Raw genomic sequence first — 20268 nt, 5'->3', positions numbered from 1 at the left:
CGTTGCAATGCGCTGACAAGCCCTACCCGTCATGGTTTTTGTAGAAACGTGTTGGCTAACGTGCGGTACTGGCGCGCGGTACGACGCGGTGCGGTACGACGATCCGGCGCGGTGTCGCGGCCCGGTCGGCCATCCGTTCGCCGAGGAGGTCCAGCGCGGCCTGGACGAAGCTGCGGCGGTCGAAGTCGACCGTGGTCAGCGGCGGAACGGTGTACCGGCTCTCGAGGATGTTGTCGAAACCGGCCACCGCGCAGTCGCCGGGCACCGAGACGCCGGCCGACCAGAGCGCCGACAGGGTGCCGGTCGCGATCGTGTCGGTGAAGCAGAAGATCGCGTTTGGCGGATCGTGGTCCTCGAGGTAGCGGCCGACGACGGTCGCGGCGCCTTCCGGGCTCCAGCGGTCGAGGGCGATCTCGAGCGCGGGATCGTGCAGGCCGGCCGCGGTGAGGACCTCGCGGTAGCCGATCAGGCGGAGGCGGGCGGCCGCCGTACCGGCCGAGTCGGTGCGGCCACCGATCCGGGTCGGGCTCCCGGGGGCTTCAGGTGTGCCGACCGCGGCGATGCGGCGGTATCCCTGGTCGACCAGGTGCTGGGTCATGTCGCGGGCGGCACCGACGTTGTCGATGCAGACCTGGCTGACGACGTCCTGGTCGACGTCACCGATCAGTACGACGGGCGGCAGCGGACCGGCCGACATGACCGCGCTGTCGTCGAGGTTGACCGGGTTCAGGATCAGGCCGTCGATCTGGTGCGACCGCGCCTTGGAGAGCAGGTCGTACTCGCGGTCCGGCTCGGCGGCGGTCTGCTCGATCTGCACGCCCCAGCCGCGCTCGTGCGCGAGCTCGACGACCAGGTGCGTGATCTCGGCCGAGTACGGCCGGAGCAGGTCGGGCAGCGCGAGCCCGATCATCCCCGAGCGACCGTTGCGCAGTCCGCGCGCGCTCAGGTTGGGCACGTAGTCGAGCTCGCTGAGCGCCTGCTCCACCTTCGCGCGGGTCTCCGGCCGGACGAACACGACCCCGTTGATGACGTTCGACACCGTCTTCGGGGACACCCCGGCCAGCTTGGCGACGTCCTTGACGGTGGCACGCATGGGGCCATTGTCACCGACGCCCGCCTCACCTGGTGGTGAGCGCGCCGCCGTTCACGTGCAGCACCTGGCCGGTGAGGTGCCGGGCGCCGGGCGAGGCCAGGAAATGGATCAGCGCGGCGACGTCGTACGGCGTCCCCGCACGGCCGGTCAGCGTCGACTCCACCAGCCACCGGCGGCGCTCGTCGGACAGCTGGTCCTGGAAGAACTCGGTCTCGGCGGTGTAGCCGGGCGCGACGACGTTGGAGGTGATCCCGCGCGGCCCGAGCTCGGCGGCCAGGTCGAGACTCCAGGTCGCGAGCGCCGCCTTCGCCGCGCCGTACGAACCGCCGCCGCGCGTCCCGGCGATCGAGCCGAGATGGATCGCGGCCGTCGTGAGCCTCGGCGCCAACGCCGTCGTGGTCAGCACGGCCGACACCACGTTCGCCTTGTAGTTGGCGATCCATCGCTCGGCCAGATCACCTGAGTGGTTCAGCTCCGTATTGCCGCCGGCGTTGTTGACCAGTACGTCGACCCGCTCCGGCAGCGCCGCGGCCAGCTCGTCGACCTGCGCCGGATCTGTCGCGTCGCAGACCACCGCCTCGGCGCCGAGTCCTGCCGCCGCCGTCTTCAGCACGTCCGCGCGGCGGCCGGTGATCACCACCTGGTCGCCGTCGGCCCGGAACAACTCGGCCGCCGCACGGCCGATCCCGGTCGCTCCCCCGGTCACCACGATCGTTCTGGACACGCCGTCCCCTCTCGTTTAGGTCTAAATGTTTAGACCTAAACGTAACATGGCTCTCGTGCCCGACGACTTCGCTGACGCCTACCCGCTGGACGCGCCCAGCCCCTACCCCGCCGCCGAGATCGCGCGGGCCTGGCAGCGCGAGCGGCCCGGCGTGCCGACCGAGTCGATCGGGATCGTCACTCCCCTGTGGCGGCTGGCGAAGCTGTTCGCCGACGACCGGCGCCGGCTGCTGGCCGAGCTGGGCGTCGATCCGGCGACGCTCGACCTGCTGAGTGTGCTGCGGCGCAGCGGACCGCCGTACGAGCTGAGTACGCGGGAGCTGACCGCTCGGACCTTGGTGACGGCCGGCGCGATCTCGCAGCGGGTTCGGCGAGCTGAGGAATCCGGGCTGGTCACTCGTCGTACGGAGGACGGGCGGCTGGTGGTGGTCTCGCTGACGCCGGCCGGGCACGCCCTGATCGAGCGGACCGTGGACCGGGTGCTCAGCCGGGAGGCAGAACTGGTGGCGTCGCTCGGAGCCGAGGAACGCGAACAGCTCGGTGGTCAGCTCCAGGGGTTGCTGGACGCCGTCCGCCGGCAGGTGGGCTGAACCTCGAGCTTCACCACGACGTTGAAGGTTCTGCCCCGCTGCTCCGTGGGCCAGCCGCGGCGAAGTCTTTACGGGCGGTTCAATGTAAGAATTGAACGTATGCCTTTTGACCTGATCGAGGTTCGTGGAGCTCGCGAGAACAATCTCAAAGGTGTCTCGCTGGACATCCCCAAGCGCCGCCTGACCGTGTTCACCGGAGTCTCCGGATCCGGGAAGTCCTCCCTGGTGTTCGGGACGATCGCCGCGGAGTCGCAGCGGCTGATCAACGAGACCTACACCGCCTTCGTGCAGAACTTCATGCCCAGTCTGTCCCGCCCCGACGTCGACGCGCTGCGCGGCCTGAGTGCCGCGATCGTCGTCGACCAGGAACGGATCGGCGCCAACGCCCGCTCGACGGTCGGCACCGCGACCGACGCCCACACCATGCTGCGGATCCTCTTCAGCCGGATCGGTACGCCGTACGCCGGACCGCCATCGGCCTTCAGCTTCAACCGGGCCGAAGGCATGTGCCTGGTCTGCGAGGGACTCGGCAAGGCCACCGAGCTCGACCTCGACGAGCTGGTCGACCGGGACAGGTCGCTGAACCAGGACCCGATCAAGGCGCCCGGGTACGGCGTCGACACCTGGTACTGGCAGCTGTTCGCGCACTCCGGCCTGTTCGACCCGGACCTGCCGCTGCGCGATTACCCGGCCGAGCAGTGGGAGCAGTTCCTGTACTCACCGGTGACGAAGGTCAAGGTGGGCAAGAGCAACCTGACCTTCGAGGGCCTGGTGCCGAAGGTGAAGAAGCAGTACCTCGGCAAGGACCGCGACACGATGCAGAACGCGGCCCGGACCTTCGCCGATCGCGCGCTGAGGCTCGGGCCGTGCCCGGAGTGCGGCGGCGCCCGGCTGAACGCGGCCGCGCGCGCCGTCCGGATCGACGGCGTCGGGATCGCCGAGTGCTCGGCCATGCAGATCAGCGACCTGGCGCAGTTCGTCCGCGGGATCGACGACCCGTCGGTCGGGCCCATGCTCGAGGGGCTGCGGGACACGCTGGACTCGATGGTCGACATCGGGCTGGGATATCTGAGCCTGAATCGCGAGTCCGGAACGCTGTCCGGCGGTGAGGCGCAACGGGTGAAGCTGGTCCGGCACCTCGGATCCGCGCTCACCGACGTCACGTACGTCTTCGACGAACCGACCGTCGGCCTGCACCCGCACGACATCCAGCGGATGAACGAGCTGCTGATCCAGCTGAAGGACAAGGGCAACACCGTCCTCGTCGTCGAGCACAAGCCGGAGACCATCCGGATCGCCGACCACGTCGTCGACCTCGGCCCCGGCGCAGGGTTGTCCGGCGGCCGACTCTGCTACGCCGGCGACGTCAAAGGCCTGCTGAAGTCGGGCACGCTGACTGGGCGGTACCTCGATCACAAGGTCGGCCTGCGCGACGACGTCCGTACGCCGACCGGCAGCCTGCGGATCGAGGGCGCGAGCCTCCACAACCTGCAGGACGTGAGCGTCGACGTTCCGCTCGGCGTGCTGACCGTGGTCACCGGCGTGGCCGGGTCGGGCAAGAGCTCGCTGATTCACGGGTCGTTGGGCCACCGCGAGGGCGTGATCGTCGCCGGGCAGGATCCGATCCGTGGCTCGCGGCGCAGCAACCCGGCGACGTACACGGGTCTGCTGGACCCGATCCGAGCCGAGTTCGCGAAGGCGAACAAGGTGAAGCCGGGGCTGTTCAGCGCGAACTCGGTCGGCGCCTGCCAGACCTGCAAGGGTCTCGGGCTGGTCTACACCGACCTCGGGATGATGGCCGAGGTGTCGTCGGTGTGCGAGCAGTGCAACGGTGCTCGCTTCACTCCGGAGGTGCTGGAGCTGCAACTGCGCGGGAAGAACATCAGCGAAGTACTGCGGATGACCGTGACCGAGGCGCGCGAGTTCTTCGGTCAGGGACCGTCGCGGACGATCCTGGACCGGCTCGGGTCGGTCGGCCTGGGATATCTGAGCCTCGGGCAACCACTGACCACGCTGTCCGGCGGCGAGCGGCAGCGGATGAAGCTCGCGATCAACATGAGCAAGCGCGGCTCGATCTACATCCTCGACGAACCCACCACCGGGCTGCACCTGGCCGACGTCGACCAGCTCCTGAAGATGCTCGACGAGTTGGTTGACCACGGCAACACGGTGATCGTCATCGAGCACCACCAGGCCGTGATGGCCCACGCCGACTGGCTGATCGACCTCGGCCCCGGAGCCGGTCACGACGGTGGCCAGATCGTCTTCGAAGGCACCCCGGCCGACCTGGTCGAGTCGAGCGCGTCCCTGACCGCCGAACACCTGCGTCAGTACGTGACCGACTCCGCGGCGACCGACTCGATCAGCTCTCTCCAGCTTTCGTAGTCGCCGGCGGCGGGGTCGGTCTGGGTGAGCACCAGGCGGGCTCCGCCGTTGCCGTCGCGCAGGGTCAGCGTCGCGCTGCCCAGCCGCAGTTCGTTGCCCTCCGGCACGGCGACGTTCAGCTTCCCGGCGAGCCGGGGCCACACCTTCTCCTTGGGTGCGGTCAGTTGCCGCTCGAAGCGGATCGAACCGTCGGCCGCCTTCTCACCCGCGTCCAGGCCGTAGACCTTCACGAAGTGTTCGTGCAGGAGTTGGTAGCTCTCGCGCGGGATGCTGTTGCCGCCGAGCGACTGGTCGAGCGCGTCCAGGCAGAGGATCCAGCCGCTGGTGTAGCTCGCCGAGCCCGGGCGGTCGTCGTACGTCGACGTCAGCTTCAGCACGCAGCCGCTCGCGGTCGGCTCGACCTCCCAGCGCTGCACCTCGCTCCCCCAGGTGAACTCCAGCAGCCGCGGCGGCTCGTACGCCCGGATCACGCCGGTGTTGTCGGGATCCTCGACGAAGTCGTCCTCCCCCTCGGCGAAGGTGAACGAGATCCGCCCGTTCAACCGCAGGTCCGCCTCGACGAGCGCCGGGTACCAGTGCGCGAGCTCGGCCGGGTCGGTGATCGCCCGCCAGACCTTCTCCGGCGGGTGGGCGAGCTCACGCTCCATCCGCAGCACGGTCCGGCCGTCGACGCTGGTCAGTGATTCGCTCATGACCCCATATATACCGTTCCAGGCATATAAAGGGCAAGAACGAGGCCCGGCGGCGTGCCGTCCGCCGGGCCTCGCGTCAGCCCACTACTTCGAGCAGGTGTAGATCGTGGCGTTGTCGAGCCACCAGTTGCCCGGGATCAGGTCGGCGAAGTCCTTGCCGTGCCCGGTCCAGCGGAACTTCAGCTGCTTGCCGGTGAACTCCGACAGGTCCAGCCGGCTGGTCTCCCAGCCGCCGGAGTTGCCGTGCCAGGCGGCCGGCTCGTCGGCGAAGTTCGGATCCACCGACGGGCCGTTCTTCCAGTCCAGGCCGGCAGTGTCCTTCCAGGTCGCGCCTCCGTTGTCGGAGTACTCCAAGGTGGCCGCCCCGGTCCGGACGCCGAAGATGATGAACACGTTGTAGAAGTTGTACGCGTGCGTGAACCGCAGGTACGTCTTCGGGTTCTTGATCTTCGTCCCGTTCGCGGTCTGCAGGCTGATCGTGCCCTCGGGATCGGTCACGACGCCGAGCATCGAGTCGTCACCGTCCTGGGAGTACGACGTGTCGACCAGCGATCCCTCGAGGCCCTCGCCCTTGCCGAGCACCCAGCCCTCACCGCGGACGACCTTGCCGTCCGGGTACTCCGCGAAGCTGGTCCTGAACAGGTTCTTGGTCTTCGCGCCGGCGGTGTCGCAGACCGGCGCCTGGGCGGGCTTGCCGATGGCCGGCTCGAAGTCCATCTCGGTGGCCTTGATGCCCAGCTCGACCTGGGCGCAGTCGGCCTTGGTCATCCCGGACTTCTTCTTCTTGGCCAGCTTGGCGCAGGTCGAGCGCAGGCCCTCGGCGAGGTCGCCGTAGTCGGCGCCCGACGTCAACACCTTCTGGGTCTCGTGCCACAGCACCTCGGAGCGGGCCAGGCCGATGCCGAGCATCTTCTGGCCGTTGAAGGCGCCGCCGTCGGCGATCAGGTACGCCGCCTTGTTGCCGACGCCGGAGTTGAGGTGCACGCCGCCGTTGTCCTGGAAGAACTCGTCGTCGAACCAGTTCGCGCTGCGCATCCGGTCCGGGTCGTTGAACTGCGTCGGGTCGGACATGCTGCGGATCACGCCGAGGCTGGACCCCTCGCCGATCTGCCAGCGGTTGGCCGCGGTGTCGTCCGCGGAGCCGTTGGTCAGGTCGACGAACTCGCCGAGGATGTCGGAGAACGACTCGTTGATCGCGCCCGACTCCCACAGGTAGGCCAGGCCGGAGGTGTGCTGGGTGACGCCGTGGGTCAGCTCGTGGCCGGTCACGTCGTCGGTGCTGACGCCTTCGCCGAAGGCCATCTGCTCGCCGTTCCAGAACGCGTTGGCGAACGGGCAACCGCCGTCGACGCAGATCCGGACCGTGCCGCGCAGCGCCTTGCCCTTGCCGTCGCCGTAGTCGACGCCGATCAGCTCGGTCAGGTCGGTGCCCAGCGAGGCGTAGGTGTCGGAGGTGTCACCGAAGTACTCGTAGACCTGGTTGACGTCCTGCACCGCCGACGGGGCCTCGCCCTCGGCGCGCGTCGAGGCGAAGACGGTCCCGCAGCGGACGTCCTCGGCACCGGTCTGGATGATCGCGCGGTCGGCGTCGCAGATCACGCGGTTCAGGTGCTCGGACATGTCCCACGCGAGCAGCGTCTGGCCCGACGCGTGCACCATGGCCTGCCAGCGGACGTCGCCGGGACCGGTCACGTCGTACAGGTAGACCGGGACCGCGACCGAACCCGGCTGGCGGGTCATCAGGCCGAGGTCGAACCAGCGGGGCCCTTGCAGCTTGGCGGTCAGCTTGCCGGCGTCGAGCTTGCCGCGGGTGGCGACCGCCTGGACGGCCGCGTCCTGCGCGGTGGCCTTCGCGGCGTCGGCCTGGCCGGCGGCCGGGAAGGTCCCGTACGTCGCCAGCGCGACCTCGCCGTTCGCGGCTTCCAGCGCACCGGACTTGTCGAGGCTGGCGACGATCTCGCCGCCGTACACCTGGACACCGTCGACGACCTGCTGGAAGCGGGTCTGCGAGCCGTACTCCGACAAGGTGCTCGACTCCGCGACCAGGTCGGCCGGGCGCGCTCCGAAGTACGGCGCGACCGCGGTCACCTGGGCCTTGGCGACGGCTGCCGCGTCGGGCTTGCTGGTCGCGGACCTGGCGGCCTTCGCGCTGACCGCGGCCGGAGCCTTCAGCGGGGTGGCCGGACGGACCGAGTGGGCGCGACCGGTCGCGTCGCGCTTGGTCACCAGGCCGGCGCCGCCGGCCTTCGGGGTCTCGATCGTGCGGACCTCGGGACTCTTGGCGGCTCCCGGGTCGACGACCGGAGCGCTGCTGGCAACTCCTGGTGCCGCGAGCGTGAGTGATACTGCGCCGACCGCCAATCCGGTCAGCCAGGTGCGAGCTTTCACAGCATTTCCTCCCAGTACTGCGTGTCGCCAAGAGCCCACAAGCCCCCAAGCTCGCTCTCGACAGGCGGGTGACGGCTGCACCCTGTCATCCGCCGAATCCGGAACGCGACCGCACGTGACCCATCTCACACCAACGTGATGGCGACCTCACGCATCGTGATTGCTCAGCGGTGACTTCACGCTCGGAGGGCACTACCCAGAGTGCTGGCACAGGTGCGTCCGCGGCACAGAAAGGCCAACGGGAGAAGGGGATTCGCGGCACAGGGAGGCCGTCGCCGACCGGCCGGCGACACCGGCCACCCCTCCGGGGCCGGCCTCGCACACCGGTGCGGCACCCCTGCATCACACCACGAACAGGGGCGCCGCGCAGCCCGGTGGGTGTCAGGACAGGTGCGGTTGCACCAGATTGGCGTAGCTCGCCTGCCCGGTGACGTTGGGGTGGTACGACTCGCTGATCGGGTTCGACAGGCCGTTGATCCACTCCGGGCTGCCGCAGACGGCGTGCCCGACGAACGCGCTGGTCGGGTTCACGAACGTGTACCCGGCCGCACTCGCGGCCGCCGCGATCTTGCTGTTCAGCAGGTCGGCGGTCTGGTTCAGCCGGGTCATCTCCGCGGCGCTGAAGAACGTCCCGGCATTGCAGTCGGTGCCGTTGAACAGCCGCGGGTAGCCGACGATGATCACCTTCGCGGTCGTCGCCCGGCTGCGCACCGTCGCGTAGAGGGTGGTCAGCCGGCCCGGGATGGCGTTGTTGATGGTCGCCTGGGCGGTGTTGATCGCGCCGTCGCAGTTGGCCAGCCAGGCCGGCTTCGCGCACTCGGTGATCACCGAGGAGAAGCCCGCGTCGTTGCCGCCGACCTGAAGGGTGACGAAGTTGACGGCCGCGTTCAGCGGGCCGAGCTGGTTGGCGGTCACGTCGGCGACGCGGGCGCCGGAGCAGGCGACCGACGTCAGGGTCGCGCCGATCCGGGCCGCGTCGAGGTACGGGTAGGACTTGGTGGAGCGCTGGCACGCGCCGCTGTCGGCGAGGTAGGAGCGCGTCCCGACCCCGGAGGCGTAGGAGTCGCCGAGCGCGACGTACGAGGGGGCAGCGTGGGCGACGGTGGGGCTGACCAGCAGCGCGGTGCCGAGCACCGCGCTGCCGAGGATTCCGGTGAGGCGTTTCATGGGGGCGGACCGCCTTTGCACTGGGTAGGGAGTGCATGACTGACCGTCACCATCTCTCAGACCGGCAGTGACTGGCAAGACTTTGCGCGGCAATGGAAAGATAAAAACTCGAGAACATCCGCCGCCTCGGCCGGGTCGTCCTGATGGCCGTCGCGGTGCCGGACCGCCAGGTGGCCGGAGGCAACCTCCCGCTTCCCGACCACGAGCTGGTACGGCGCGTGCCGGTTCTCCCGGATCCGCGCGCCGAGGGTGCCCTCGTCGGCGTGCGCGACCTCGGCCCGCAACCCGCGGTCCATCGCGCGACGGGCGATCTCGGCGGCGTACTTCTCCTCCGCGTCCGACAGCGGCAGGACGACGACCTGGACCGGCGCGAGCCAGGCCGGCAGCGCGGCCCCGTGCTGCTCGACCAGTTGCGCGATCACCCGTTCCAGGCTGCCGATGATCGCCCGGTGCACCATCACCGGGCGGTGTTTGTTGCCGTCGGCACCGACGTACTCGAGCTCGAACCGGGCCGGCTGGTGGAAGTCGACCTGGATGGTGGACAGGGTGTACTCGCGCCCGGCCGCGTCCTCGAGCTGGATGTCGATCTTCGGGCCGTAGAACGCCGCCTCCCCCGGCGCATCCTCGTACCCGACGCCGGCGTCGTCGAGCACGGACCTGAGCAGCGCCGCCGAGCGGTCCCAGCTGTCCTGGTCGCCGACGTACTTGCTCTCCGGGTCGCCGATCCGCGCGTCCTCCGCGGGCAGCGAGAGCAGGAACCGCGACGGGTTCAGCCCGAGGTCGTCGTACGCGCGCAGGATCAGGTCCAGCGAGGCGCGGGCCTCGTCGGCGACCTGGTCGAGGGTGCAGAAGATGTGCCCGTCGTTCAGCTGGATCGCACGGACCCTGGTCAACCCACCCAGTACGCCGGACAGCTCGGAGCGGTACATGCCGCCGAGCTCGGCGTACCGGATCGGGAGCTCGCGATAGCTGTGGGCTCGCGATCTGTAGATCAGCGCGTGGTGCGGGCAGAGACTCGGGCGCAGCACCACCTCCTCCTCCCCCACCTTCATCGGTGGGTACATGTCGTCGCTGTAGTGCGACCAGTGCCCAGAGATCTCGTACAGCTCGCGTTTGCCGAGCACGGGCGAGTAGACGTGCTGGTAGCCCGCGCGGCGTTCCAGCTCGGCGACGTAACTCTCCAGCGCGTGCCGGATCGCGGCACCGGCCGGAAGCAGGTACGGCAGGCCCGCGCCGATCAGCGGGTCGGAGTCGAACAGGCCGAGCTCACGGCCGAGTTTGCGGTGGTCGAACATGATGGCTTTCCTCGCTCTGCGGTGAGGGGCGAGTCAGCCGTGGCACGCAAAAGCCCCGGGGCACTCGCCCCGGGGCTTTCGGAAGACTGCGTGAGTCAGCGCGCCGGGACAGGGTCCGGCGTCGTCGTCTGTACGGCGTACTGGTTCACGTCGATCAATGTAGCAGGCCGGCGGCCCGGATCACCGTCTGATTGATCGCGTTGCCCGCCGAGTCGCGCGCGCTCGCCCGCAAGGACACGAACGCCGCCTTCCGCGAAGCGTCGAGCCGGAACCGGCCGTCGCGTCCAGCCGCGCGCTGCCAGGTCTTGCCGTCGTCGTACGACAGTTCGAGCGTCACCGGCCCGGTCCGTCCCGCGCCGACCGCTCCGGGAAGGGTCTCGGCCTTCACCGTCAGCACGGCGTTCCTCGTTGCACGGCCAGTCGGGTCGGTGTCGAGGCCGTAGTCGAGCTGCAGCAGCGGGATCACCGCCTGCTCGTCATCGGCCGGGGCCTTCGACGTGAAGGTCCACTCAGTGCTGGTCGTCGACGAGTACGGGCTGAACGACGCGTCCCGGCTGTTGTCGATCACCAACCGGTACGGCAGGTTCGTGGCAGCCGGAGCGGTCGCCCCGACGACCGTACCGGTGCCCGTCGCCAGCTTCGTCCCACCCTGGTACAGGGTCAGACTCTGACTGCTGCGCTGGTAGTCCATCGACATCCCGACGTGATCGCCACCGCCGTACGCCGGGACGTCGAAGCTCAGCCAGCTCCCGCTGCGGCTCGGCAGCTTGTAGTTGTTGTTCAGGTACGGGCGCTCGATCGGCCGGAACCACTCCTGCGAGTGCCTGGTGCCCGCCCGGTACGACGTCTTCGGCTCGATCTGGTAGATCAGTCCGTCGACGTACGCCTCCTGACCCCACAGGTTCGAACCCGTCGTGGAGACCCAGTCGGTGCGCCGGCCGTTCACCGGCTCGCGCATGGTCAGGCCGATGCCCCAGTTCGAGTACGACGGCCAGTCGAAGCGGTACTCGCCACCGCCGCGCGTCGGGTCCGGACTGTCGAAGCTGACGTCCACGCGGGCCAGGTTCTTCGCGCTGCCGCGCACGAACAGGTCGGAGGGGATCTCCTGGTGCCAGGTCTGCATGAGGTCGTACAGGTAGGCGGCCGCCGGCTGCGAGTCGACCGAGAGCATCGCCTTGCCGCTACGGGCCTGCTGGATCAGCTTCTCGCCCTCGTCGGTGCTCAGCAGCGCCACGTCGATCGCCGCCGGCGTGAACGGATCGTTGCTGTAGGCCCGCAGTTGCCGTCCGCGCTGGTCGTTCTGCACGAGCAGCAGTTTCGCGCCGGCCTTCATCGCCGCGGCCGCCTGGTCGACGTCGCCGACCGTGCCGTTGCGCCGTACGACGACTGCCTTGCCGCGCGCGTTCAGGTGCGCGTAGTCCGCCGCACCGCCGTTGCCCGCGAAGACCAGCGGCAGGTTGAAATGCCCCTTGGGCAGCGGAGTCACCGAGTCCTGACGCAGTACGTCGGTGAAGTCGGTGCCGCGGGTGGAGACGGCCAGCGCCGGCTGTTCCTTGCGCCAGCGGGCGCCCAGGTGGAAGTCGCCGTGGGTGACCTGGTGCGCGGTGGGCTGCGCCCACAGGCTGTCGTAGCTGGTCTGCGTCTCCATGTAGTCGCGCCAGGAGCGGCCGCCCATCGAGCGGTTGTACTCCAGCCGCTGGTACGTCGTCTCCGTCCGCTGCGGAGCCGTCATCTCGACCTGGCGGATCTTCCGGACGTCGAGCATCACGGTGCGGTCGCGGTCCAGCGTGACGTCGGGATCGCCGAGCAGGGACATGCCCAGCGAGTGCGGGCCGTGCACGCCGGTCACGTCCTTGAACGACAGCACCGAGTAGACCGCGTTGGGCAGGTAGACCGACCCGGTGCCGGAGGCATCGATGAGGAAGAACATCGGGCTGTCGTCACCGGACTTCAGCACCTCGACCACGCCCGACATCGGCTTGCCCTGGGCGTCCACGAACTTCATCGTCAGCTGGTGGGCGGCGTCGCCGAGCGACAGCGCGGTGTGCGCGAGCACCGTACCGGCCGGGTCGGCGGCGACGAGCTGACCGGTGAAGCGACCGCTGCCCTTGGTGGGGTCGATGGTGACGGTGACCTGAGCAGTGCCGTGCGCCGGTACGACGACCTGGTTCGCCGACAGCACGAACACGCCCGCCGGGGCGTCCGGCGCGTCGACCGACAGCGCGAGCGTCACGGCCGCGCCGGTGAGGTTGGTGTAGGTCACCGGACGAGTGACCGGAGCCGGCTCGGTCGTCGCCGACTGCCCGGCGTACGCCGTCGCTGTCGCGAAGACGCCCGCCTGCGCGGCCGCGGCGACATCCACGCGACCGCTCCCGCCCTGGAAGGCGTTGTACGCCGGAGTCCGCTTCGAACTGCTCGCCAGCAGATCCTTCAGCTGGGCGCCGGTCAGTTCCGGGTGGGCCGCGGCCAGCAGGGCGGCCGCGCCCGCGACGTGCGGCGTGGCCATCGAGGTACCGCTCATCGTGCGGTAGTAGCCGTCACCCTCGACGTCGTACTGCGAACGCGCGGCCAGTACGTCGACGCCCGGAGCGGTCACCTCCGGCTTCAGCGCGCCGTCGCCGACCCGGGGACCCTGGCTGGAGAAGAACGCCACGTCGTCCGCGCCGTCGACCGCACCAACGGTCAGTGCCGCATCCGCCGCGCCGGGGGCGCCGATGGAGTCGGGCTGCCCCGTGTTGCCCGCGGCAACCACGAACAGGGCGCCGGTCTGGACACTGAGCCGGTTGACCGCCTGGCTGATCGGGTCGCTGCCGTCCGACGGGACGTCGGAGCCCAGGCTCATGTTGATCACCTTGGCGTGCTGGTCGACGGCGGCCCACTCCATGCCGGCCAGCACCCAGGAGTCCTGACCGGAGCCGTCGTCGCCGAGCACCTTGCCGATGTGGAGCTCGGCGCCGGGAGCGACGCCCTTCTCCTTGGCGTCGGAGGCCGCGCCGGTTCCGGCGATGGTCGAGGCGACGTGCGTGCCGTGCCCGGCGCGGTCCTGTCCGTCGTCGCCGGGGACGAAGCTCCGCAGCCCGGCGATCCGGCCCGCCAGGTCGGGGTGACCGGAGTCGACACCGCTGTCCAGGACGGCGACGTCCACGCCCTGGCCGGTGTCACCGCCCGCCCACACCTGCGGAGCGCCGATCTGGGCGGTCGTGTCGGCGAGGTCGGCCTTCACGACGCCGTCGAGCCAGATCGAGGCGATGCCGGCGCCGAAGGCCGGCCCGGCGGTCCGCGCCTGGGCCGCCGTACCGGTGACGGAGGTCCAGAACCGCCGGTCGCGATCCTCGAGCAGGGCGGCGCCGTGGATGCTGTCGAGGTCGCGCACCCGGGTGGTGCCCGGCTGCGCGCCCCGGGCGCGGAGGTTGGCGTCGGTGTAGGAAACGATCAGCGGTAGCCGGTCGCGGCTCGCGTCGTCGTACCCGTCGGCGATCAGGTCGCTGACGTTGAACAGGCGGCGGTCGAGAACGCCTCGGGCGACGTACGGCAGAGCCTCGTTCGGGTACACGTACAGGTCGCCGCCGGCCTCGACGACCCGGGCCTCGGCGGGTCCTCCGCCCGGTCCCCGGACGACGACGGTGCCGCCCGGTTCCGCACTCTGGCGGGTGGTGACGACATCGCCGGTGATCAACGTGACCGAGTGGGTGCCAGGCGGCACGGCAGTCCCGGCCGGGGACGGCGGAGGGGTGACGGCCGACGCGGTGAGCGGGCCGGTCAACGCGAGAACGCACGCGCCGGTCACGGCGTACACGCTCCAGCGTCGGGGGAATCTGTTCAACAGAGTTCTCCTGCTGTTTAGGTGGGCAGGAGATCACTGTGCGTGCGGGCTGGTTGACGGGTCAACGGCGCATCTGCGCCATGGCCCGTTCGGACAACCGCTACTGGTCGTCGAGGTCCAGGCCGACCGGGCGGATCAGGCCTTCCTGCGCGACCGACGCGGCCAGCCGACCGTCCTGGGTGAAGAGGCGACCGGTCGCGAAGCCGCGCGCGCCGGAGGCGGACGGCGAGGACTGGTCGTAGAGCAGCCACTCGTCGGCGCGGAACGAGCGGTGGAACCACAGCGCGTGGTCGATCGAGGCCGGCTGGATCCGCCGGTCGCCGATCACCAGGCCGTGCGGCAACAAGCTTGCCCCCAGCAACGTCAGGTCGCTGGCGTAGGCCAGCACGCAGGCGTGCAGCGCGGGATCGTCGGGAAGCTTGCCCGCGGCCCGGATCCAGAACTGGCGACCGCTCACGCCGGCCAGCCGCATGTCGAGCGCGGCCCACTCCTTGTTCCAGTCCTCGGCCTTGCGTCCGGTCGCGGCCTCGAGCACCGAGGCCAGCGTCGGCGCCTCCTCCGGCGGGACGACGTCGTCCGGCATCGGGTCGCTGTGGTCGAGGCCCGGCTCCGGGCGCTGGAAGGACGCGGACATGTAGAAGATCGGCTTGCCGTTCTGCGAGGCGACCACCCGGCGGCTGCTGAACGTCTTGCCGTCGCGGGTCGGCTCGGCCCGGTACACGATCGGTACGGCGGTGTCGCCCGGGCGCAGGAAGTAGCCGTGCAGGGAGTGCACGATCCGTTCCGGCTCGACCGTGCGGGTGGCCGCGCCCAGCGCCTGGCCGAGCACCTGCCCGCCGAACACCCGCTGCGCGGCGGTCTGCGGCTGGCGGCCGCGGAACAGGTCGGCGTCGATCATCTCCAGGTCGAGCAGGTCGACCAGATCCTCCAGGGACTCGGGCATGAGTCTCATCCTGACAGGTCCACCGGCCCCGATCCGGCAACTGTGGTTCCCCTCACCCGGTCGTTTTCGGTGAGCTTTCGGTCGCCTTCCGTAGGCTGATGTTGAACGCGCAACCAAACAGTCGTTTCGACCGAAGGAGATCCTCGTGAGCCGCCTCCCCTCCGGCGCCACCACCCACGTCCGTGACCTCGTCCTGCTGATCGCCCGGGTCGGCGTCGGCGTCGTGTTCGTCGCGCACGGCTGGCAGAAGTTCCGTACCAACGGCCTGACCGCGACCGCGGAAGGCTTCGAGCAGATGGGCGTCCCGGCGCCCACGCTCTCGGCGTACTACGCCGCCGGCGCCGAACTGATCGCGGGCGCGGCGCTGATCCTCGGACTGCTGACCTCGGTCGCCGGGGTGCTGCTGGCGCTCGACATGGCCGGAGCGTTCCTGTTCGTGCACCTGTCCAACGGCGTGTTCGTCGCCGAGGGCGGCTGGGAGCTGGTCGTCGTTCTCGGCCTTGCAGCGCTGACGCTCGCGGCCGTCGGGCCGGGTCGCTACAGCGTCGACCGCATCCTCGTCCGGTCGACCGCGGACCGGGCGACGCTGTCGGTCTGACCCGGCAAACGAAAGGGGCCCCGGGAATCCCAGGGCCCCTTTCGTTCGATGGGTCAGTTGTCGTCGTCGCGGTTCAGCTCGGCGAGGAACTGCTCGACCTCGGCGCCCAGCTCGTCGGCCGACGGCGTCGCACCGGCCAGCAGGCTCCCGCGGCTGATCGAGCCGGCGGCGGCGTCGTACTGGGTCTCGAGCGCGTTCACCACGGCGGCCGCGTCGTCGGACTGCTCGACCTGCTCGTCGACCATCCGGCCGGTGATCGCGGCCTCGTCCAGCAGCGCCTTGCTCGGCAGCAGCAGACCGGTCGCGGCGGAGATCGCGTGGACCAGGGCCAGGGCCGCACCGGGGAAACGGTTCTCGGCCAGGTAGTGCGGGACGTGGACCGCGAAGCCCATCGCGTCCTTGCCGGCCTCGCCGAGACGGACCTGGAGCATCGTGCCGGCGCTCGCGGGCAGCCGCATCTCGCCGTCCCAGATGTTCGAACGGGTGACCAGCTCGGGCCGCGTCGCGTGCGCGGTCAGGCCGAGCGGGCGGGTGTGCGGCACGCCCATCGGGATGCCGTGCACGCCCACGGTCAGCGTCACGTTGTACTTCTCGATCAGCTGCCGGACCGCACCGGCGAACCGGTTCCAGTGGTTGTCGGGCTCGACGCCCTCGAGCAGCAGGAACTCCACACCGGCGTCGTCGGTCAGCAGGTGCAGGTTGAGCTGCGGGGGCGTGTAGTCGATGAAGCGGTCCTCGGCGAACGTCACCTCGGGGCGACGCGCCCGGTAGTCGTGCAGCAGGTCGACGTCGAAGCGCGCCAGCAGACGGTTGTCCAGTACGTCGAGGAGGTGGTCGGCGGTCACCCGGCCGGCCTGGCCCGCGTCCATGAACCCGTCGAGCGAATGCACCAGCACCTTGGGCGTCGCCGCCGGGCCGGTCGCCACCGACTCGTCGACGATCTCGTAGAGGTCGTCCGGTCGCAGCATGTAACTCGTCTCCTTCGTCGCGGCCAACAGGGCGGGTAGGCCCCTCTATCCTGCCTTCTCTGGTCACAACGCCCGCTCACCGGGCAGGAATTCCAGCAGCTGAGAAGTTTTTCACCGCCCACGACGCGGATCGGACCTGCGGAATTGGAAAGCGCTTGCTAGCGTGCTCCTGTGCGCACCGAATCCGAGTCGTCCCCGCCCGTCGCGTCCACAGCCGTCCCGCCGCCGCCGGACCCGGCGGTGCAGCCGTCGCGACCGACCGTTCTGCTGGCGATGAACGAGTCCAGCCGTGACCGGGTGCTGGTCCCGGCGGTGCGCGAGCGCCTCGACCGGGTGGCCGAGGTGCTGCCGATCCGCGCGGACGCGACGTTCCTCGACGACCCCGCGATCCGCGGCGTCCTGGCCGACGTCGACATCCTGCTCACCGGCTGGGGCTGCCCGCAGATCACCCCCGAGGTGCTCGACACCACGCCCCGCCTGCGCGCGATCGTGCACGCGGCCGGCTCGGTGAAGCACTTCGTCACGCCGGTCGCCTTCGACCGCGGGATCCAGGTCACCTCCGCCGTGGTCGCCAACGCGCTGCCGGTCGCGGAGTTCACCGTCGCGACGATCGTGCTCAGCGGCAAGCGCGCGTTCCGGCTCGGCGCGGAGTACCAGCGCACCAAGCACCGGCCCGACCCGAGCAACATCCCGGGGAACTACGGCACGACCGTCGGCCTGCTCGGCGCGTCCCGGATCGGCCGGATGGTCGCGGAACGGCTGCGGTCCTTCGACCTCGAAGTGCTGATCAGCGACCCGTACCTGTCAGCGGCCGAGTCCGCGGAGCTCGGCGCCGAGCTGGTGTCGCTCGACGACCTGTTCCGCCGCAGCGACATCCTGAGCGTGCACGCGCCGCTGCTGCCGGAGACGGTCGGACTGGTCGACGCCCGGCTGCTCGGGCTGCTGCGCGACGGCTCGGTCCTGATCAACACCGCCCGCGGCAAGATCGTCGACGCCGCCGCACTCGAAGCCGAGTGCGTCGCCGGCCGGCTGGACGCCGTACTGGATGTCACCGATCCCGAACCGCTGCCGCCGGACTCGCGGCTGCTCGACCTGCCGAACGTCTTCCTCACCCCGCACCTGGCCGGCGCCGTCGGCAACGAGGTCGCCCGCCTCGGCGAGCTCGCCGTCGGCGAGGTCGAACGCCTGGCCGTCGGCCTCCCGCTGCGGCACGCCATCAGCCCGACCGAACTCGGAAGGATCGCCTGAGCATGAGTCGCCTCATCCTGCCCGCCACCGATCGCGTCCTGTCACGTCAGACCGGCTGGGTCCGCGGTCACTGGGAGGCGCTGGCCGACCACCTGCTCGACTCGCTCGATCCCTACTTCTCCCCCGGCTCCGCGCTGGTCGAGCTGCCGGGACGCCCGAGCAGATCCGGTACGGCGTCCGACGCGCTCGAGGGATTCGCCCGGTCGTTCATGCTCGCCGCGTTCCGGATCGGGGGCGTTCGCGGCGAGGGGTGCGAGCAACTGATCGAGCGGTACGCGCGCGGTGTCGCGAACGGCGCGAACCCGGACCACCCGGAGTCCTGGCTGCGGCTGACACCGCGCTCGCAGCAGATGGTCGAGGCCGCCGCGATCGCCGTCGCGCTGCACGAGTCGCGCGAGTGGATCTGGGACCGGCTCGACACGCGCGCGCAGGAGCACGTCGCGGAGTGGCTCGGCGGGTTCATCGGGTCGACGACACACGACAACAACTGGCGCCTCTTCCAGGTGGTCAGCGAGCAGTTCCTGGCGTCGGTCGGTGCGCCGTACTCGCAGGACGACATCGACGGCGGACTGGACCGGATCGAGGACTGGTACGTCGGCGACGGCTGGTACTCCGACGGCGACGGGCAGAACTTCGACAACTACATCGGCTGGGCGATGCACCTGTACCCGGCGCTGTGGACGCGGATGGCGGCGGCGACGCCGGGCGCCGTGTACGACGACCGGCTGAAGGTCTACCGGGAGCGGCTCGCGCTGTTCCTCGAGGACGCGGTGCACCTGGTCGGGAACGACGGCGCGCCGGTGTACCAGGGGCGGTCGCTGACGTACCGGATGGCCGCGGCGGCGCCGTACTGGATGGGCGCGTTGATGGACTCGACGCCGCTGTCGCCCGGGCAGACGCGGCGGTTGTGCTCGGGGATCGCGCGGCACTTCGTCCAGCACGGGGTGCCGGACGAGCGTGGGCTGCTGACGCTGGGGTGGTACGACACGTTCCTGCCCACGACGCAGCAGTACTCCGGGCCTGGTTCGCCGTACTGGGCTTCGAAGGGGTTCGTCGGGTTGCTGCTACCGCCGGAGCACCCGGTGTGGTCGGACCCCGAGGACTCGATCCCGCTCGACGACGAGGACCAGGTCCGCGCGATGCCGGCGCCGGGCTGGATCGTCCACAACAGCCGCCACGACCAGCTCGTCCGCCTGATCAACCACGGCGCCGACCACGCACCGCCCGCCGAGCCCGAAGGCGTCGAGCCGCCGGTCGACTCGCACTACGACCGCCTCGCCTACTCCAACCACGCCGGCCCGGAGCTCGCCGACAACGCCCCGCGGATCGACAACCTGATCGCCCTGGTCGACCAGCAGGGCCGCTCCAGCACCCGAGGCCGCATCCGCCGCCTGGGCGTAGGAGCCCGTACGGCGTCCTCCTGGCACAAGGCCTGGCTCGGCTCCGAAGGCCCCTGGGCCATCGAAACCACGTCAATCGTCCACGGCAGCCTCGAAATCAGAGTCACCCTGGCCGAAGGCCCCGCCGGCTCCCTCATCCGCAGCGGCGGCTACGCGGTCGCGGCAGACTCATTGCCCGCAGCAACTGCTGATGGTGTGTGGGCTTCGGCGCGGACGGCCGAAGGACTTCAGTCGTCGGTGGCCGGCCTGTACGGCTACACCTCCGCAGGAGTCCACCGAGGACTCGGCGTGAACGCCTTCGGTCCGCACTCGGCGACCCCGTACCTGACCGCACCGCACACCGGCGAGCCCACCGTGCTGGTTCACGCTGTGTTGCTGACCCGTGACGAGCTGGCTCCGCAAGCGCTTGCCGACGGCATCGACGTGCAGGTGGACGGCCGCGAGATCACGATCACACTCCCCGGCGGCGACACGGAGTTCGTCGTGCTCGGGAACCGCTGACGACGTACGGTCGGGGGATGCACGAAGCATCCCCCACCGACGTCCTCGCCGAAGCCGTCGGCGCCGACCCGAGCACCACCAACCAGGAGAAGTTGTGGTCAGCAACCTTCTCCCTCGAGCGCTGGTGGTTCGTCCAGCGCGGCGAACCGGGCAACCCGCAACCGTTCGTCGGCGTCAACAACGACCAGCCGTTCCTGATGGCCTTCACCACCGCCCAGCGCGCCAGGGGTTTCGCGGTCGCCAACGGCCTCGCCTCGGCTGACGACGAGGTCCAGGTCCTCGCGCTCACCCCCGCGGACGCCGTCGCGCAGGCACCGGTCTGGCTGCAGCAGGGCATCGCGGCGATCACCTTCGACCACGGGATCAGCGGCTACTTCGCTCCGCTGGGCAACCTTCCCGCGATCCGGTCGCACGTCACCGGGACCAGCTGACACGCCGTTAGGCCAGCCTCGCC

General features: G+C 70.0%; 14 protein-coding genes and 1 pseudogene. 6 read left to right on the top strand and 9 right to left on the bottom strand.

The window, feature by feature from the left end:
• Window positions 1-55: 55 nt before the first annotated feature.
• A complete protein-coding gene (locus tag ABD235_RS08355; protein ID WP_344171668.1) occupies window positions 56-1093 on the bottom strand; it encodes a LacI family DNA-binding transcriptional regulator in 1038 nt (345 codons plus the stop codon).
• 25 nt (window positions 1094-1118) lie between these two features.
• The gene (locus tag ABD235_RS08350; protein WP_344171666.1) at window positions 1119-1817 is read right to left on the bottom strand and encodes an SDR family NAD(P)-dependent oxidoreductase; all 699 of its coding nucleotides are present in this window, start codon (window positions 1815-1817) and stop codon (window positions 1119-1121) included.
• A 55-nt stretch (window positions 1818-1872) separates the two neighbouring features.
• Here ABD235_RS08350 and ABD235_RS08345 point away from each other — a divergent pair, with 55 nt between their 5' ends.
• Together ABD235_RS08345 and ABD235_RS08340 are read left to right on the top strand one after the other, a co-directional pair.
• Window positions 1873-2406: a MarR family winged helix-turn-helix transcriptional regulator gene (locus ABD235_RS08345; RefSeq protein WP_344171664.1), complete on the top strand. Its 534-nt coding sequence runs from the start codon at window positions 1873-1875 to the stop codon at window positions 2404-2406.
• 99 nt (window positions 2407-2505) lie between these two features.
• The gene (locus ABD235_RS08340; RefSeq protein WP_344171662.1) at window positions 2506-4791 is read left to right on the top strand and encodes an ATP-binding cassette domain-containing protein; all 2286 of its coding nucleotides are present in this window, start codon (window positions 2506-2508) and stop codon (window positions 4789-4791) included.
• On the opposite strand, the gene ABD235_RS08335 is transcribed toward ABD235_RS08340, so the two are convergent.
• From ABD235_RS08335 to ABD235_RS08310, 6 genes and pseudogenes are all read right to left on the bottom strand, one after another.
• Window positions 4734-5483, bottom strand: coding sequence for an SRPBCC family protein (locus ABD235_RS08335; RefSeq protein ID WP_344171659.1), 750 nt, complete (start codon window positions 5481-5483; stop codon window positions 4734-4736). The genes ABD235_RS08340 and ABD235_RS08335 overlap by 58 nt on opposite strands.
• A gap of 84 nt (window positions 5484-5567) precedes the next feature.
• Window positions 5568-7871, bottom strand: a complete 2304-nt coding sequence (locus ABD235_RS08330) for a M4 family metallopeptidase (protein ID WP_344171657.1) — start codon at window positions 7869-7871, stop codon at window positions 5568-5570.
• Window positions 7872-8252: 381 nt separating this feature from the next.
• Window positions 8253-9038 (bottom strand): SGNH/GDSL hydrolase family protein, encoded by a 786-nt coding sequence (locus ABD235_RS08325; protein WP_344171655.1) that lies wholly within the window; start codon window positions 9036-9038, stop codon window positions 8253-8255.
• Window positions 9039-9094: 56 nt separating this feature from the next.
• Window positions 9095-10339: pseudogene (gene thrS / locus ABD235_RS08320) on the bottom strand (threonine--tRNA ligase); the annotation flags it as partial.
• A 148-nt stretch (window positions 10340-10487) separates the two neighbouring features.
• Window positions 10488-14156, bottom strand: a complete 3669-nt coding sequence (locus tag ABD235_RS08315) for a S8 family serine peptidase (protein WP_344171653.1) — start codon at window positions 14154-14156, stop codon at window positions 10488-10490.
• Window positions 14157-14256: 100 nt separating this feature from the next.
• Window positions 14257-15099, bottom strand: a complete 843-nt coding sequence (locus ABD235_RS08310) for an acyl-CoA thioesterase (RefSeq protein ID WP_344171651.1) — start codon at window positions 15097-15099, stop codon at window positions 14257-14259.
• A 145-nt stretch (window positions 15100-15244) separates the two neighbouring features.
• Here ABD235_RS08310 and ABD235_RS08305 point away from each other — a divergent pair, with 145 nt between their 5' ends.
• On the top strand, window positions 15245-15697 hold the full coding sequence (locus ABD235_RS08305; protein ID WP_344171649.1) for a DoxX family protein: 453 nt from the start codon (window positions 15245-15247) through the stop codon (window positions 15695-15697).
• A 53-nt stretch (window positions 15698-15750) separates the two neighbouring features.
• Here ABD235_RS08305 and ABD235_RS08300 read toward each other — a convergent pair whose 3' ends face one another.
• Window positions 15751-16665, bottom strand: a complete 915-nt coding sequence (locus ABD235_RS08300) for a proteasome assembly chaperone family protein (protein ID WP_344171648.1) — start codon at window positions 16663-16665, stop codon at window positions 15751-15753.
• 171 nt (window positions 16666-16836) lie between these two features.
• Between ABD235_RS08300 and ABD235_RS08295 the strand changes: the two genes are divergently transcribed.
• Genes ABD235_RS08295 through ABD235_RS08285 form a run of 3 tightly spaced genes read left to right on the top strand, consistent with a single transcriptional unit; the run spans window position 16837 to window position 20245 of the window.
• The gene (locus ABD235_RS08295) at window positions 16837-17913 is read left to right on the top strand and encodes a hydroxyacid dehydrogenase (protein WP_344171646.1); all 1077 of its coding nucleotides are present in this window, start codon (window positions 16837-16839) and stop codon (window positions 17911-17913) included.
• A 2-nt stretch (window positions 17914-17915) separates the two neighbouring features.
• Window positions 17916-19814: a DUF2264 domain-containing protein gene (locus tag ABD235_RS08290; protein ID WP_344171644.1), complete on the top strand. Its 1899-nt coding sequence runs from the start codon at window positions 17916-17918 to the stop codon at window positions 19812-19814.
• Window positions 19815-19831: 17 nt separating this feature from the next.
• Entirely contained in the window at window positions 19832-20245 is a 414-nt protein-coding gene (locus ABD235_RS08285; RefSeq protein ID WP_344171642.1) for a hypothetical protein, read from the top strand.
• Window positions 20246-20268: the final 23 nt, after the last annotated feature.

The sequence above is a fragment of the Kribbella lupini genome (assembly GCF_039529595.1).
Classification (GTDB): Bacteria; Actinomycetota; Actinomycetes; order Propionibacteriales; family Kribbellaceae; genus Kribbella; species Kribbella lupini.
This window is presented reverse-complemented; position numbering and strand designations above follow the sequence as displayed.